The organism is Photobacterium kagoshimensis, assembly GCF_050337045.1.
GTDB classification, from domain to species: Bacteria; Pseudomonadota; Gammaproteobacteria; order Enterobacterales; family Vibrionaceae; genus Photobacterium; species Photobacterium kagoshimensis.
The window spans coordinates 528,280-542,580 of sequence record NZ_JAKJSO010000008.1 but is presented as its reverse complement, the minus strand read 5'-3'; the positions used below and the strand labels follow the sequence as shown (position 1 = coordinate 542,580).

15 protein-coding genes are annotated in these 14,301 nt (G+C 43.4%); 8 read left to right on the top strand and 7 right to left on the bottom strand.

Going from position 1 to position 14,301, the window contains the following annotated elements; all coding sequences use genetic code 11:
* Positions 1-324 precede the first annotated feature (324 nt).
* The 4 genes from galE to galM all read left to right on the top strand — a co-directional run bounded on the left by galE (position 325) and on the right by galM (position 4,779).
* On the top strand, positions 325-1,335 hold the full coding sequence (gene galE / locus L4C35_RS03040) for a UDP-glucose 4-epimerase GalE (RefSeq protein ID WP_428461485.1): 1,011 nt from the start codon (positions 325-327) through the stop codon (positions 1,333-1,335).
* A 25-nt stretch (positions 1,336-1,360) separates the two neighbouring features.
* Positions 1,361-2,416 carry a UDP-glucose--hexose-1-phosphate uridylyltransferase gene (locus L4C35_RS03035; protein WP_428461558.1) on the top strand — a complete coding sequence of 352 codons (1,056 nt, stop codon included), beginning with the start codon at positions 1,361-1,363 and terminating at the stop codon, positions 2,414-2,416.
* Positions 2,417-2,503: 87 nt separating this feature from the next.
* Complete coding sequence (galK, locus tag L4C35_RS03030) at positions 2,504-3,664, top strand: galactokinase (RefSeq protein WP_428461484.1); 1,161 nt, start codon at positions 2,504-2,506, stop codon at positions 3,662-3,664.
* A gap of 80 nt (positions 3,665-3,744) precedes the next feature.
* Positions 3,745-4,779: a galactose-1-epimerase gene (gene galM / locus L4C35_RS03025; protein ID WP_428461557.1), complete on the top strand. Its 1,035-nt coding sequence runs from the start codon at positions 3,745-3,747 to the stop codon at positions 4,777-4,779.
* Positions 4,780-4,899: 120 nt separating this feature from the next.
* Here the strand turns inward: galM and L4C35_RS03020 are convergent, their stop codons facing one another.
* Positions 4,900-5,898, bottom strand: coding sequence for a substrate-binding domain-containing protein (locus L4C35_RS03020; RefSeq protein ID WP_428461483.1), 999 nt, complete (start codon positions 5,896-5,898; stop codon positions 4,900-4,902).
* A gap of 166 nt (positions 5,899-6,064) precedes the next feature.
* On the opposite strand from L4C35_RS03020, the gene L4C35_RS03015 reads away from it, so the two are divergent.
* Complete coding sequence (locus L4C35_RS03015) at positions 6,065-6,397, top strand: tRNA-binding protein (protein WP_428461482.1); 333 nt, start codon at positions 6,065-6,067, stop codon at positions 6,395-6,397.
* A gap of 84 nt (positions 6,398-6,481) precedes the next feature.
* On the opposite strand, the gene L4C35_RS03010 is transcribed toward L4C35_RS03015, so the two are convergent.
* Both L4C35_RS03010 and L4C35_RS03005 read right to left on the bottom strand, forming a co-directional pair.
* Positions 6,482-7,003, bottom strand: a complete 522-nt coding sequence (locus L4C35_RS03010; RefSeq protein ID WP_428461481.1) for a THxN family PEP-CTERM protein — start codon at positions 7,001-7,003, stop codon at positions 6,482-6,484.
* 39 nt (positions 7,004-7,042) lie between these two features.
* Positions 7,043-7,261 (bottom strand): hypothetical protein, encoded by a 219-nt coding sequence (locus L4C35_RS03005; RefSeq protein ID WP_428461480.1) that lies wholly within the window; start codon positions 7,259-7,261, stop codon positions 7,043-7,045.
* 380 nt (positions 7,262-7,641) lie between these two features.
* On the opposite strand from L4C35_RS03005, the gene L4C35_RS03000 reads away from it, so the two are divergent.
* Entirely contained in the window at positions 7,642-8,274 is a 633-nt protein-coding gene (locus L4C35_RS03000) for a PEP-CTERM sorting domain-containing protein (protein WP_428461479.1), read from the top strand.
* 70 nt (positions 8,275-8,344) lie between these two features.
* Here L4C35_RS03000 and cuyB read toward each other — a convergent pair whose 3' ends face one another.
* On the bottom strand, positions 8,345-9,055 hold the full coding sequence (gene cuyB / locus L4C35_RS02995) for a cysteate racemase (protein WP_428461478.1): 711 nt from the start codon (positions 9,053-9,055) through the stop codon (positions 8,345-8,347).
* A 270-nt stretch (positions 9,056-9,325) separates the two neighbouring features.
* Here cuyB and L4C35_RS02990 point away from each other — a divergent pair, with 270 nt between their 5' ends.
* Complete coding sequence (locus L4C35_RS02990) at positions 9,326-10,207, top strand: LysR substrate-binding domain-containing protein (RefSeq protein WP_428461477.1); 882 nt, start codon at positions 9,326-9,328, stop codon at positions 10,205-10,207.
* Positions 10,208-10,306: 99 nt separating this feature from the next.
* On the opposite strand, the gene L4C35_RS02985 is transcribed toward L4C35_RS02990, so the two are convergent.
* Positions 10,307-11,620, bottom strand: a complete 1,314-nt coding sequence (locus tag L4C35_RS02985) for an anaerobic C4-dicarboxylate transporter (RefSeq protein WP_428461476.1) — start codon at positions 11,618-11,620, stop codon at positions 10,307-10,309.
* Between the two features lie 437 nt (positions 11,621-12,057).
* Between L4C35_RS02985 and L4C35_RS02980 the strand changes: the two genes are divergently transcribed.
* Positions 12,058-12,828 carry a TSUP family transporter gene (locus L4C35_RS02980; RefSeq protein WP_428461475.1) on the top strand — a complete coding sequence of 257 codons (771 nt, stop codon included), beginning with the start codon at positions 12,058-12,060 and terminating at the stop codon, positions 12,826-12,828.
* On the opposite strand, the gene L4C35_RS02975 is transcribed toward L4C35_RS02980, so the two are convergent.
* On the bottom strand, positions 12,779-13,633 hold the full coding sequence (locus L4C35_RS02975) for a LysR family transcriptional regulator (protein ID WP_428461474.1): 855 nt from the start codon (positions 13,631-13,633) through the stop codon (positions 12,779-12,781). The genes L4C35_RS02980 and L4C35_RS02975 overlap by 50 nt on opposite strands.
* Positions 13,634-13,783: 150 nt before the next feature.
* Complete coding sequence (locus L4C35_RS02970; RefSeq protein ID WP_428461473.1) at positions 13,784-14,275, bottom strand: MarR family winged helix-turn-helix transcriptional regulator; 492 nt, start codon at positions 14,273-14,275, stop codon at positions 13,784-13,786.
* Between the last annotated feature and the right edge of the window lie 26 nt (positions 14,276-14,301).

Here is a 14,301-nt window from a genome sequence, read left to right as displayed (position 1 = left end):
ATTTATCTTTAGAAGGTCTATTTTAAATCAAGTGACAGTACCTGCACGTCTTTTTAGTAAAAAAATATTAATTTTAAGATATGGCTAACATATCGCGATAAAGCATTAACTCATTGATAAATAATGAGGTGGTTAAAATCCATTCTTATCGGTATTAAATTTTACTGTGTTTGTCACCCTATAAAGTAGGTCAAAATGTGCAATTCGTGGAAACGTTTACACAAGTGTGTAATTGATCACGGAATCGTACGACCAATGATTGGTAGACTCTCGCTCAGACAAAATAGCGACCTGAATAAGGTTGGACAAAAAGAGAGGCGGATTGTGAAAGTATTGGTAACTGGCGGGATGGGCTACATAGGCTCCCATACTTGTGTGCAAATGATTGAAGCAGGTATCGAGCCTGTCATTATCGATAACTTATCCAATGCGAAGTCAGAAGTTCTTCAGCGTATTGAAGCAATTACAGGCACTAAACCTGTTTTTCATCAAGGTGATATTCGTGATGAAGCTTTTCTTGATTCCATTTTTATCCAGCATGATATTCAAGCAGTTATTCACTTTGCAGGCTTAAAAGCCGTGGGTGAATCGGTGGAAAAGCCATTGGAATATTTTGATAACAACGTCAATGGCTCGTTAGTGCTTGCCCGCTCTATGCGTAAAGCGGGTGTGAAAAGCATCGTATTTAGCTCATCGGCAACGGTATACGGTGACCCTCAAATCGTGCCTATTACAGAAGATTCACCGACAGGCGCGACAACTAACCCATATGGGCGTAGTAAGTATATGGTCGAGCAATGCTTATCAGATTTATTTACCGCCGAAAATGATTGGAGCATTACGCTACTTCGCTATTTTAACCCAGTCGGTGCTCACCCTTCAGGCACCATGGGGGAAGACCCGCAAGGCATTCCTAATAACCTCATGCCGTTTATCGCTCAAGTTGCTGTCGGTCGTCGTGAGCAACTGTCAGTTTTTGGTGACGATTACAGCACGCCCGATGGTACTGGTGTTCGTGATTATATCCACGTGATGGATTTAGCCGATGGTCATATTGCGGCACTAAAAGCGGTAGGTGAAAAATCAGGTTTACACATCTACAACCTAGGTACAGGGAAAGGTACCAGCGTATTAGAGATGGTGAGCGCATTTGCTGATGCCAGCCAAAAAGCCGTTCCTTATCAAATTTGTCCTCGCCGTGCGGGTGATATTGCTGAATGTTGGGCGGATACCCAAAAAGCACAACAAGACTTGAATTGGCAAGCAACACGTACCGTCGCAGAAATGACAGCCGACACATGGCGCTGGCAATCAAACAATCCTCAAGGCTATTAAGAGGTTATTAAGAGTGAGTAAAACAATGTCGAACAATGAATTTAATCCAGTTGATCACCCTCACCGTCGTTATAACCCGCTCACAGGGCAATGGATTTTAGTGTCACCGCATCGTGCGAAACGCCCATGGAGTGGGCAAGATGAGAAGCCATCAACCGTACAGCTACCAAGCTTTGATGGTGAGTGTTTCTTGTGTCCAACTAATACGCGTATTTCTGGCGATAAAAACCCTGATTATCAAGGGACTTATGTGTTTGGAAATGATTTTGCTGCCTTAATGCCTGATTCCCCAGACGCGCCAGAATCGGATAGCCCATTATTTAAAACGCAAGGTGTGCGGGGCCTTAGCCGTGTGATTTGTTTCTCGCCTGATCATAGTAAAACGCTACCAGAATTATCCGTTGGTAAAATTCGCGGAGTGATAGATACCTGGAATGATCAGATTGAAGAACTAGGTAAAGAGTACCTTTGGGTACAAGCATTTGAAAATAAGGGTGAGACCATGGGGTGTTCACAGCCTCACCCACATGGACAAGTGTGGGCAAATAGCTTCTTACCCAATGAAATTGAACGTAAAGATAAACATTTAAGAGAATATTACGAAGAGCAGGGTAGCAATTTGCTGGTGGATTATGTGCAAGCTGAAATGAAAGATGGCTCACGCACTGTGGTGGAAACCGCGCACTGGATTGCGGTTGTTCCCTATTGGGCTGCTTGGCCGTTTGAAACCATGTTGTTGCCAAAAACACATATTCGTCGTATGAGCGAATTGAGCGATGAGCAGCGTGATGATTTAGCGATCGCTATTAAAAAACTGACGAGTCGCTATGACAATTTGTTCCAGTGTTCTTTCCCTTATTCGATGGGGTGGCATTACGCGCCATTTTTTGAAGCGGGTGAAGAGATTGAACATTGGCAATTACATGCGCTGTTTTATCCGCCTCTGCTCCGTAGTGCCAGTGTGCGTAAGTTCATGGTGGGTTATGAAATGCTGGCGGAAAGTCAGCGAGATCTGACCGCAGAACAAGCTGCTCAGCGGTTACGTGACCTAAGCGATGTCCACTATAAAGAGCAATGCTAGCCGCTTGCCCCATAAAGTCTACTAAGTCGGCCGCTTGTCATGATAGAGCGGCTGAACGAATAAATTATATTATTTGAGAGTTAAGTTATGACCGATTTAATCCGCAACGTAAAAGCATCTTTCGAGCAAGTATTAGGCTATTCGCCGAGCCATATTATTCAAGCACCAGGTCGCGTTAACTTGATTGGTGAGCATACCGATTATAACGACGGCTTTGTACTGCCTTGCGCGATTAATTACCAAACAGTGGTCGCTGCCGCTAAGCGTGAAGATAGTTTAGTACGTGTGGTATCGGTTGATTACGACAACGTTGTGGATGAATTTGATCTAAACCAAGACATTACTTTCCAACAAGACAAGATGTGGGCGAACTATATCCGTGGTGTGGTGAAGTGTTTAAAGGAACGTGGGTTTACGTTTTCAGGTGCTGACATTTCAGTGAGTGGCAATGTACCGCAAGGTGCAGGACTAAGCTCATCAGCAGCACTGGAAGTGGTGATTGGTCAAACATTCAAAGTGCTTTATAACCTAGAGATCAGTCAAGCAGAAGTGGCTTTGAATGGCCAGCAAGCGGAAAACGAATTTGTGGGTTGTAACTGCGGCATCATGGATCAGCTTATCTCGGCTGAAGGCCGTGAGAATCACGCGTTGCTAATTGATTGCCGCAGTTTAGAAACTGTGCCTGTTTCTATGCCAGAAGATATGTCTGTTGTCATCATCAACTCGAATAAAAAGCGCGGCTTAGTGGATAGTGAATACAATACGCGTCGAGCGCAGTGTGAAGAAGCGGCGCGCATTTTTGGTGTACCTGCATTGCGTGATGTCACCATTGAGCAATTTGAAGCAAAAGCCGCTGAGCTTGATGAAATGGTGGCTAAGCGTGCGCGTCATGTGATCACTGAAAACGACCGAACTGAGCGTGCAGCAAGAGCCTTGATTGCTCACGATATGAAATTGATGGGTGAGTTGATGGCGCAATCTCATGCCTCTATGCGTGATGATTTTGAAATCACCGTATTTGAAATCGATACCTTGGTAGAAATGGTTAAAAACGTAATAGGTGATCAAGGCGGCGTGCGGATGACGGGTGGTGGCTTTGGTGGTTGTATTGTCGCGCTTGTGCCGCCAGCGTTGGTGGATGAAGTGACAGCGACAATTGAAGCTAATTATGAAGCAAAAACAGACTTGAAAGCCTCGATTTATGTTTGTCAGGCGAAAGATGGTGCAAGCCTCGTTGAGTATCTGTAATGAAAGCAGATAACCAAAAGCATGCAGATGGAAGTGAGTTAGTCGAAGCTGACATAGTGAAAACTGACGTAGTAAAAACAATGAGTTCGCAGAACGCCTTTGATGGGCAGCCTGCATATTTGGTGGAATTAACCAATCAAGCTGGTATGCGTGTAACCCTAATGGATATCGGCGCGACATGGTTAAGTTGTCGCTTACCATTGGCAAGCGGTGAGCTGAGGGAAGTGCTCCTTGGTATGGGGACCATGGAAGACTTTATGCGTCAAACCAGTTACATGGGTGTAACGGTAGGTCGCTACGCAAACCGTATTGCCAATGGATCTTTTTCCATTGTTAATAAAAAATACCGAGTTTCTACGAATCAGGCAGGAAACTGTTTGCACGGCGGGGCTGCTGGGTTAGATAAAGTTCGTTGGAACATTGTCGAGCAAAGTCAGCAGCATGTGGTCTTCTCAACGGTTTCATCAGATGGTGACCAAGGCTTCCCCGGCGAACTAACCGTTAGTGTGACTTATACTCTGACTGAGCAGCACGGCGTTACCATAAGCTATGAGGCAACAACCACCCATGCGACGCCTTGTAACTTGACTAACCATGCTTACTTTAATTTAGCAGGGGCTGCCGCTAGAACGGATTGCCATCAGCACTGGGTGAAAATTGCAGCCAATCAATATTTACCCACAACAGATGAAGGCATACCGTTAGGCAAGCTTGCTTCTGTTGACGAGACTGGTTTTGATTTTCGTGAAGGAAAAGTCATTGCAAAGGATTGGATGAAAGACGAACAGCAGCAGATGGCGAAAGGCTACGATCATAGTTTTTTGTTTCCAACTGAGCGCGAAATCTATTTACCTGTTGCGGAAGTTATCAGCCCTGATAATAAAGTTCGATTGAATGTCATCACTAACAAACCGGCAATACAGTTGTATACAGGAAACTGGCTAGCGGGTACGCCGAAACGAGAAGGGGGTGAGTACCAGGATTATGCGGGGTTAGCACTAGAAACCCAGTTTTTACCTGACTCGCCAAATCATCCTGAATGGCCTCAGCCAGCCTGTATTTTAAGGCCGAAAGAAACCTATCAGTACTTCACCACTTACCAGTTTGATTGCTAAACCTGTTAAGACTGATTCTGTATTGTTTAGCTTTTTTTAAAACACGTTCCCTTTAGTAAAAAGCTCAGTTTGAATTCATCAAGCTGAGCTTTTCTTTTTCACGCCTGTATTCTTCAAGCTTTAGACTCGTTCGACGGAATTTCGCCTTACAAGGGTAGGAGAGAAAATGATGTTTTCTGGTTCTACTTCTCTTTTTTTTGCAAGTTCAAGTGCCAGATGTGCCGCTTTTTCTGCCATCATTTGAATCGGATAGCGCACTGTCGTTAGGCGAGGTTGGACATATTTAGCAATTAAACCATCATCAAAGCCTATCATCGAAACTTGACGAGGAACATTAATGCCATTCTCATCAAGGACTGATAATGCTCCTGCCGCCATGTAGTCGTTGTAAGCAACGACGCCAGTAATGTCGAGTGACTTACTTAGCAGGTTAGTCATCGCAATTTCACCGCCATCGCTGTTAGGTTCACCATGCTCGATATAACTCTTTGGCAGTGTGATCTGGTTATCAGCCAATGCGGCAAGGTAGCCATTTACGCGTTGTTCGGCATCTTCGATGTTGTGGTTAGATGCAAGACAAGCGACTTTCGTGTGGCCCTGACGGATAAGGAACTCGGTGGCTAAGTACGCACCTTTATAGTTGTCTAGCGAAATACAGCGATCGGCTAATTCTGGAATATGGCGATTAATGATCACCATGCTTTTTACTTCTAGGGCATACGTAATCAATTCTTGATCGGATAGCCCTTTCGCATGAATAACTAACGCATCACAGCGGCTGTTGATCAGTAAATCTAATGCGCGACGTTCTTTATCGGCGTTGTGATAGCCATTGCCAATCAAAATATGTTTATTATCTTGATGCGCTACTGTGTCTACCGCTTTGACTAAGGTACCAAAGAAGGGATCTGAAACATCACCGACGAGCACGCCAACAGTATTGGTACTTTGACTAACAAGCGCTTTAGCTGCAGCGTTAGGACGGTAGCCGAGTTTTGCCATCGCTTTTGTCACGGATTCGACCGATGCTTTACTGGCTTTCGGTGATTTGTTGATGACGCGAGAAACAGTAGCGATAGAGACTTTTGCTTCTTTTGCGACATCTTTAATGGTAGCCATGTATTACCTCTTTTCTTAACTATCAGCTATTTAACACTTGATGTGAAAATAACGCAATCAAGACTATGATCGGTTACTCAAAATGCGATCTTTACCATTTGTATTATATACGATTACTGATAGTGTAAACGTTATCTTTTACTAAAATTTTACTGGGGTTTTTAAGATGGAAACGATAGCTTACTCCGACTTTGCAAAATTAGAGATTCGCACAGGTAAAATTCTTGATGTGACACGTCACGAAAATGCAGACAAGCTGTACATTGTACAAATTGATGTTGGTGGTAATACGCTCCAGACCGTGACAAGTCTAGTACCGTATTACACTGAAGAAGAATTGATGGGTAAGGACGTGGTGGTACTGTGTAATTTAGCAAAAGCAAAAATGCGCGGTGAAACGTCTGAGTGCATGTTGTTGTGTGCAGAAACAGATGATGAATCTGAAAGTGTACTGTTAACAGCTGAAAGAGCGATGGTAGCAGGCGTGCGCATTGTTTAATGCTAGTTATTATTTAGCGGTATGGTGACAATTAAAAACGCAGTGTTAATTATTAACACTGCGTTTCAGCTAACGTGTCAGTTTTTATTTTTCTGTCTCGGCTTTATTCTTTTTCATTCGACGAACTGCGCCTAAGCCTAGCAAGCCAGCACCGAGAATTGCAAAGGGTGCGGGCTCAGGGACTTCATTAATATCTTCAAAAGCTGTTATTTTTGCAATAATAATAGCTTGGTTATCAACTTTTTCTTTCGTTAAGAACCCATCTACAAAGTTACCACCAACGGTGAATCCTCGAATATCAACAGTATAATCAACCCCACTAATTGAAAAAACATCGGTAAATGCATTGGTATTTGTAGTGACTCTATCGGCACAGCCATTGATGTTTACACCGGTTTGGCCTGCAGGCCCATAAGCACAAGGATTGGCATTATTTGGTGTTTCTTCATGAGTAAAGCTAAATAGGAAATCAACATTTTCAGCAGGGAGAGCACCCGCTTGTACAGTCGTTGATAGTTTTAAATCAACACTGAGTAAACTAGAACCGTTAGAAAAAATAGGGTTATTTAAGTGGGTGAAAGTACCGAGTTCAAAAGTATCACTCATTCCCATTACAACATCAAATTCGGTGCTAAAGGGTGATTCTTAATCAAAATTGTAACCACTCTGTCCATTTGCTGTTGCTGCAGTACCCCAGCGGATTGTTGGGTTGGTACCGGCAGCAGAAGCGACGGGTTGATTTGCCCCTGGTTTAGCGACAGGGTTTAACCATTCTGCGGTAAATGCTCCGAAGTTAACTGGAATGGCGTGTGCGTTAAATGCGGTAATAAGTGTGATACCTGCAGCTAATAGTTTAAGTTTCATCTTCGTTCCCTCATTGATATAAATTATGTTTGGCTGTTATTCAGTAATAGGTATATCAAGTGGTATGCCAGTTTCGAGACAAAAAAGTGTGTAAAGGATATTGACAAATAACCGTATCAATTGAGCAATAAAGGGGAAAATTTGAATAATAGGCAGTATCAAAAGTGAGACGTTTATTGTTGCTTTGCAAATTGTGACGAGAATTTAAAAAATTCGCAAGTTGCAATGCTCGTGAATATGAAATTATCAAAGACCACAGTGTCAGTTTTTTTTACAATGTAAAAGTAATTCTTATTTAATGTATTGATAAGTAGGCATATAAATATTGGTGTGAAGATTGCTCTTTACCTAATGAATCAATATATAGATGGGGAAGAGTCATGCGATTATTAAATAAGATGTTAGTAGTAGCTGTATTTGTGATACCAACTTATTCACAGGCTGCTTCCATAGCATGTGATGCTGCCATTGCAAATAAAGTGACTGTAAATATGGGTTGTGAAGTTGGCTCGCAAAAGAATGATAAGTTGAATCCAACGCTTGCTGTTAATGATGACTCGATGTTTGGCATTACGAATTGGGAGTTTTTCGGCAAGATTTTTGAAGGGGGGTCAGGAGATAATTCTCTAGCGATCAATTTTGTCGGAGATAGCTACACTTTTAGTGCTACAGGTGATCTCCAGATGGGGACATGGACAATGTCGAGTGATATCTGGGATTCATTTGATGACATCATGCTTGTCTTTAAAGGCGGTAATTCTAACTTTACTGGCTACCATATTAGTACAGGTGTAACGTCAGGTAATTACATGACGCCGCAACTTAAAGACGGTAAGCCTCAGGATATTTCTCATATTACTTTTTACGGTGTGAAAGGTGATGGTGTCGTGTGTCAAGCAACACCATGTGCTCCAATCCCGCCAGTACCAGAGCCATCAACCATCGCATTATTTATGCTAGGTATTACGGGTCTAGGCTTTGCTTCACGTCGTCGCTCAAAAAGTAATGGTTAAGATCTAAGAACGATAAATTAAACATTGATAAGAAGAGAGTGAATAGGCAATTCACTCTCTTTATTAAATTTCATGCAACTAGCTCATGCTCTTCCGTCGTTGCCCATGCGATGCACTCATCGGCTAGAATTTCTAACGAATCTAAACATACATTTGGTCGGTTTTTTGCTTCGTCTTCAAGTGCGACGGGGATTTCTGTGCAGCCAAAAATAACAGCATCAGCGCCGCGAGCCAGCATGGCATTGAAAATGGGCAGCATTAATTGCGTACCTTCTGCGACGTTACCAGCCTTTACTGCATATATTCCTGCCATTACTTGCTGCTGTTCTTGCTCTGTTGTTTCAATGGCATCAATTCCTTTTTCGGCAAGTCGGCCTTGATACATGTTAGTCATCATGGTCGCTGTGGTAGCTAAGATGCCAACGCGTTGGTATTGTCGATAATTCGCTTCGGCGACGACACTGTCGATGATGCTAATTGTGTGAATGTTACTTATTGCCTGCAAACGAGAATACCAAAAGTGTGCAGTATTGCATGGGATGACAATGCAGCCAGCCCCTGAGTTTTGTAGTTGTTCAAAGCCCTGTTTGAGAATAGGGAATGGATCTGGGCCTTTATTTAGAATACATGCGGTGCGATCGGGTATTTGTGGAACGTTACTGACTAGCATTGGTATGTGTTCTTGATCGTTATGCGCAGGTGTACGGGCAATAATTTTTTGCATAAAGGTAACGGTTGCAAGTGGCCCCATACCACCTAAAATTCCTAGTGTTTTAAGCATAACCTTGTTCCTAGCATGTTGTTGTTAATACTCACTATATGCAGGTGCTAAAGGCTTTAGAAATGCTAAAGCTGACGCTACGATGCCGAATCGGTATAGCGCTTTAACTTGACGACGGTCACGCTGTCATTTAGCAAATGAACAGCACTAAAACCTATAAAAATTGGCACGATTATGCGTTAAAAGTCAGTAGTGTGAGCTGGGTTTGCGGTTAGTTAAGGTTGATTAACATCTTGTTTGGTAAAATTATTTTCTTTTTCTGAGCTTGTTATGAATATTGAAAGTAAATGGCTCGAAGATTTTCTCGCCTTGGCTGAATTACGCAACTTTTCTCACGCTGCTGAACAACGTAATGTCACTCAACCTGCGTTTAGTCGTCGAATTAAGGCATTAGAAAACGCGGTGGGGGCTGAGTTGGTTGATCGAACCAAAACGCCGATAGCCTTAACGCCGAGTGGTAAATTGTTTCGAGTTTCTGCTCGAACATTAATGAATCAAATGGTTGATGGAATTGGGCAGTTGTCAGATCTTTCTAAACTGGGTGGCAATGTTGTTCGCGTTGCTGCTGCGCATTCACTCGCAACCAGCTTAGTTCCTAATATTCAGCCACTGTTGAGTAGTGGGCACCATAATCCTTTGTTGAGTGTTGAAGCGATCGACGTTGACCAAGCAACAGAAGAGCTACATGAAGGCAGTTGTGATTTGTTACTTGCATTTGATGATGAGCGTCTGCGGTTGCCTCCGTATCAATCTTTGCGTATTGGTGAAGCTGAGCTACTTCCTGTATGTGCCTGTGATGAAAAGGGAAAACCGCTGTTTACTCTCGATTCAGCTGAACCCACCCCATGGTTAGCGTATAGCCCAAGCTCTTATATGGGACGTCAAATTGAAGCAATTAGGCATCAGGTCAATCTTAATGCTGTTTTTTCTTCATCGATGACGGATTTATTGAAAGCCTTGGTATTGAAGGGGCAGGGTGTTGCATGGTTACCAGATTATGCGATAAAAACGGAACTTGAATTGGGACAAGTTGCTTTGGTGGGTGAACCATACTTGCGCTTACCCATTGCTTATTATGCCTATCGTTACCAAGCAAGGCTTCACCCTGCAGGCGAGCAAGTGTGGAGTACGCTCTGCCAGTTAACTAAATAGTGCTTTAGCTGCTGATTGCAAATATTTAGCGTAAAGTAAAGGCCCGACTAACTACATTAGTCGGGCCTTTTCGTTATGTTGTGTCGAATGAAAGGTGCGTTACATGATCATAGGTGCAAGCACAAAACCGCAAAGGGTTGAGATGATGACGCCACAAAGCCCTGGTAACAAGAATGGATGGTCAAAAATATTCTTACCCATTCTTGTGGTACCTGTTGAATCAAATTCGATCGCAGCCAAAGAGGTTGGATAAGTCGGTAGAACAAATACGCCAGTGACTGCAACAAATGAAGCCAAGATAGCCCAATGTGGTACTTGAAGACTAAGAGCGAGTGGAATAATAAGCGGAGTGGTTGCGCCCTGAGAAAGCAGTAGCGTACAAGTGCCGAATAAGACCACAGAAAGTAACATAGGGTACGCTTGCAGTAGGGTACCTGCGGTGGCTTTAATTTCAGGTAAGTAAGCATTTACCATGGTGGAGCCCATAGTCACAATACCTAGAATGACGGCGACTGAGCTCATGCCTGAGCGGAAAGTCGTAGTGCGGATTATTTTATCAGGGTTCACCTTACAGAACGGCACCATTAAACAAGCCACGGCAAACATGCTGACGATAATAATATCGCGAGTAGACATCATAGCGCCGTCAGCGAATTGTGGACGTAACGGTGGGAATGCCGCATAGATAACAATCACGATAGTCGCGAGCAGGAAAAGCAGTACTGAATATTTGGCTTTTGGGTCTAACTCTGTATTCGTGAGTGTTTGAGTCTTATTTTTTTGTTCGTGTTCGGCTTGAATACGTTCCAGATAAATAGGATCTTCTTCTAGTTCACAGCCTTGGCGAGAAGCGACAAAGGCAGCGACCATAGCGGCAATGAATGAGGCTGGTAAACAGACAGCCATAATTTGTAAAAAGCTGACGCCAATAGGTTCCATTATTGAAATCATAGCAGCCATTGCCGCAGAGATAGGTGAACCAGAAATAGCTACCTGTGAAGCGACGACAGCTGCTGACAGAGGGCGTGATGGACGCACTCCAATTTCTTTTGCGACTTCAGATATAACAGGTAAGGTTGAAAAAACGGTATAGCCTGTTCCCGCCATTATCGTCATAAGCCAAGTGATCATTGGTGCAAGAAAGTTAATATAGCGAGGGTTTCTACGCATTAAGTTTCCAGCGTAGTGAACCAGCCAATCCATGCCGCCAGCAGCTTGCATCGTAGAGGCGGCCGTAACGACGGCCATAATAATTAAAATCACATTAACGGCGGGTTGGCTTGGTTCTAAACCAAAACCTAACGTTAAGATTGCCAGTCCTAATCCTCCTGCAAGGCCAACGCCTAACCCTCCCATCTTTAAGCCCCAATATATGCAACCTAAGACAATAACTAGTTGGATGATAACGATCATAATTTTTCTCACTAAGTGACAGATTGGTTGGTTTTACGCTGGTGGCCTAAAACCTGAATTTGGTGGTTATCTCATTACTTTCTATGGGGTTTATGTTGGATGATTCGCAAATGTCTGTTAAATGCTGAAAAACGTTTCACGATAACAAATCGGCATAGCGCTAGGGATGAAATTGGGAGCCAGTTAACGGTATTTGGAAAATAAGATGATTTGGCGCCTTTGCCGTTAGCTTAAAGTGCGACTAAATACTCACATGATTTCATAGCTGTTTTATACGTGTATTGTGATGTCTATCGGGTGATAGTTAAGCCGATAAACTTCGTCCTATTCCAACTTGGAATGAGTCTGTGTCGTAGCTTTCCTTTTTTATCTTATCAATAAGGGGGTACTCTCTGTTTCAGCTTGTTGGTTTGAATTTGTTATCCAAAGGAATATAAATGGCGTTTTCGTACGAGATTATTACCATTCTCTTTGCTGTTGCGGCATTAGCAGGGTTTATTGATGCAATTGCGGGTGGTGGGGGGCTACTTACTGTACCCGCCTTACTGTCTGTGGGTATTCCCCCAGCTCAAGCATTGGCGACCAATAAGTTGCAAAGCTCATTTGGAAGCTTTTCGGCCAGTTTGTATTTTGTGCGTAATGGACTCGTTAATTTAAAAACAATGCGGTTAGCGATTGCGTGTACCTTTGTTGGCTCAGCAATTGGTGCGGAATTGGTACAGTTCATTGATGCGGGCGTGTTAACCAGCATTATTCCATTGTTATTGTTAAGTATTTCGATGTATTTCTTGTTCGCCCCACAAGCGGGTGTGGGCGGGGGAGAAGCAAAACTGTCTGAAACGGCATTTGCTTTTTCAGTTGGGTTTGGTATTGGTTTTTACGATGGCTTCTTTGGGCCGGGCACGGGTTCTTTATTTACCATTTGTTTTGTCGCCATTGCCCAGCTCACGATGATAGAGGCAACAGCACGAACAAAAGTACTTAACTTTACGTCGAATATCGCCGCACTTCTGTTTTTTATTATGGCTGGGTTACCTGTTTGGGAAATTGGATTAACCATGGCAGTGGGTGGTTTTATCGGCGCTCGTTTTGGTGCCAAAGTGGCTATTACTAAAGGGCGCAAACTTATACGCCCTATGGTGGTGGTTATTTCTATGATTATGGCAATAAAGTTGCTGTTGGAACAAAATCTGCAATGGTTTCAATAAGCAGTTTAACGCGTTTAGCTTGATAACTTTTTCGGCGATAGCAAAGGTGAACAGGTCGCGTTAGGGCATCAAGAAAATCAAAGTGGTGACAATGCTGCGTTTCAATATTCAGTGTTTTTACAACCGACATTGGAATTAACGCGGGGGCGACACCACCAAGTGCCAGTTTTGCTGCTGCAGTATAAGAATCCATTTCCATCATAGGCTTGATGCCCATTTTTTGTAGGGTAGCCGCTTGGTAGGTATTGGCACTGTTTTTCAGGTCATTGGTCAGCAACATAGTGGGTGTGGAATCAAGCGGGGTCGCACTCACAATAGTGAATTGTTCATCGATGAGATGACGAGCAACAATACCGTGCTGAGGTGGTAAATGGCCAGCACAGAAACCTATGGTGGCGTCGCCTGATGACACACTCTCGATAATAAAAGGTGTTTGCTGAGTAAACACGGATAGGTGAGGATCTTTTTGGATATAAGACCCCAGAATGTCACTCAAATAACCAGCAACTAAGGTTTCAGAGCAAGCAAGCGTAATGAGAGAGGTATCTTGAATATCTTGCTGTTCAAAGATCAGCCCTTTCATCTCGCGATAGCTAGGTTCAACGCTATCAATGAGCTGCTTAGCTGTTGCTGTAAGCTGAATATGCCGGCCTGCGGGTTCAATGAGCTTCTTGCCTAAACGCTTTTCAAGATTAGCAATACGCTTACTGACCGCCGACTGACTAATGTACAGGCGTGTACCTGCCTTACTCATGGTGCCTTCTTTTGCCAGTACGAGTAGGGTTTCAATTCCGTCGAGTAACACACAGAGTCCATTTATGAAAATACGGAATAGGTATGGTAGCGCAGTGTAGTGAAGATTAAAGAGGAAAAGAGATTAGGTAATAGAGAACGTGCAGAGCGTCACGTTCTCTATCCATTAGCAGGGCTTACAATAGCGGCAGTACATGCAGTGTTATAAGTTGCTGGCTTCTTCAGTTTTGGTAATGCTACCTACTGCTAAAACAGGTGCGACATCTAAATGCTCTGCATTCATCATTGATGAAATGCGCTGAACCGATGAAAGCAGTAAAGATTGCTCCCACTCCTCAAGTTCATGGTATTGAGAAATGAAACTGTCTTGTAGTGGCAATGGTGCTTTGTTTAGCACTTCAACACCTTGAGGGGTTAAATGTGCGTGCACTTTTCGTTTGTCTAACTGGCTGCGCTGGCGCACAACAAGCTCTCGCTTTTCAAGGCGGTCAAGAATTGTTGTTGCCGTGGCTTGGCTCATGTTTGTGTTGTTCGACAATTGGCGAATAGTGACTTCACCAGAATCACGGATAGCGCGCATTAATACCAATTGTGGCCCAGTTAACCCAGCGTCTTTATTCAGTTTTCTTGAATGTAAGTCAATTGCTCGGATAATTTGTCGCAGGGCAATAAGGACTTCTTCGTGCTTGTCCATTTTTCTCTCCAAGATTTAACGCCGCG

Bases quoted from the DNA above. Each gene is read 5' to 3' on its own strand.
- L4C35_RS03035 (WP_428461558.1), top strand. From the start codon at position 1,361: ATGTCGAACAATGAATTTAATCCAGTTGATCACCCTCACCGTCGTTAT.
- galK (WP_428461484.1), top strand. From the start codon at position 2,504: ATGACCGATTTAATCCGCAACGTAAAAGCATCTTTCGAGCAAGTATTA.
- galM (WP_428461557.1), top strand. From the start codon at position 3,745: ATGAGTTCGCAGAACGCCTTTGATGGGCAGCCTGCATATTTGGTGGAA.
- L4C35_RS03020 (WP_428461483.1), bottom strand. From the start codon at position 5,898: ATGGCTACCATTAAAGATGTCGCAAAAGAAGCAAAAGTCTCTATCGCT.
- L4C35_RS03015 (WP_428461482.1), top strand. From the start codon at position 6,065: ATGGAAACGATAGCTTACTCCGACTTTGCAAAATTAGAGATTCGCACA.
- L4C35_RS03010 (WP_428461481.1), bottom strand. From the start codon at position 7,003: ATGAGTGATACTTTTGAACTCGGTACTTTCACCCACTTAAATAACCCT.
- L4C35_RS03005 (WP_428461480.1), bottom strand. From the start codon at position 7,261: ATGAAACTTAAACTATTAGCTGCAGGTATCACACTTATTACCGCATTT.
- L4C35_RS03000 (WP_428461479.1), top strand. From the start codon at position 7,642: ATGCGATTATTAAATAAGATGTTAGTAGTAGCTGTATTTGTGATACCA.
- cuyB (WP_428461478.1), bottom strand. From the start codon at position 9,055: ATGCTTAAAACACTAGGAATTTTAGGTGGTATGGGGCCACTTGCAACC.
- L4C35_RS02990 (WP_428461477.1), top strand. From the start codon at position 9,326: ATGAATATTGAAAGTAAATGGCTCGAAGATTTTCTCGCCTTGGCTGAA.
- L4C35_RS02985 (WP_428461476.1), bottom strand. From the start codon at position 11,620: ATGATCGTTATCATCCAACTAGTTATTGTCTTAGGTTGCATATATTGG.
- L4C35_RS02980 (WP_428461475.1), top strand. From the start codon at position 12,058: ATGGCGTTTTCGTACGAGATTATTACCATTCTCTTTGCTGTTGCGGCA.
- L4C35_RS02970 (WP_428461473.1), bottom strand. From the start codon at position 14,275: ATGGACAAGCACGAAGAAGTCCTTATTGCCCTGCGACAAATTATCCGA.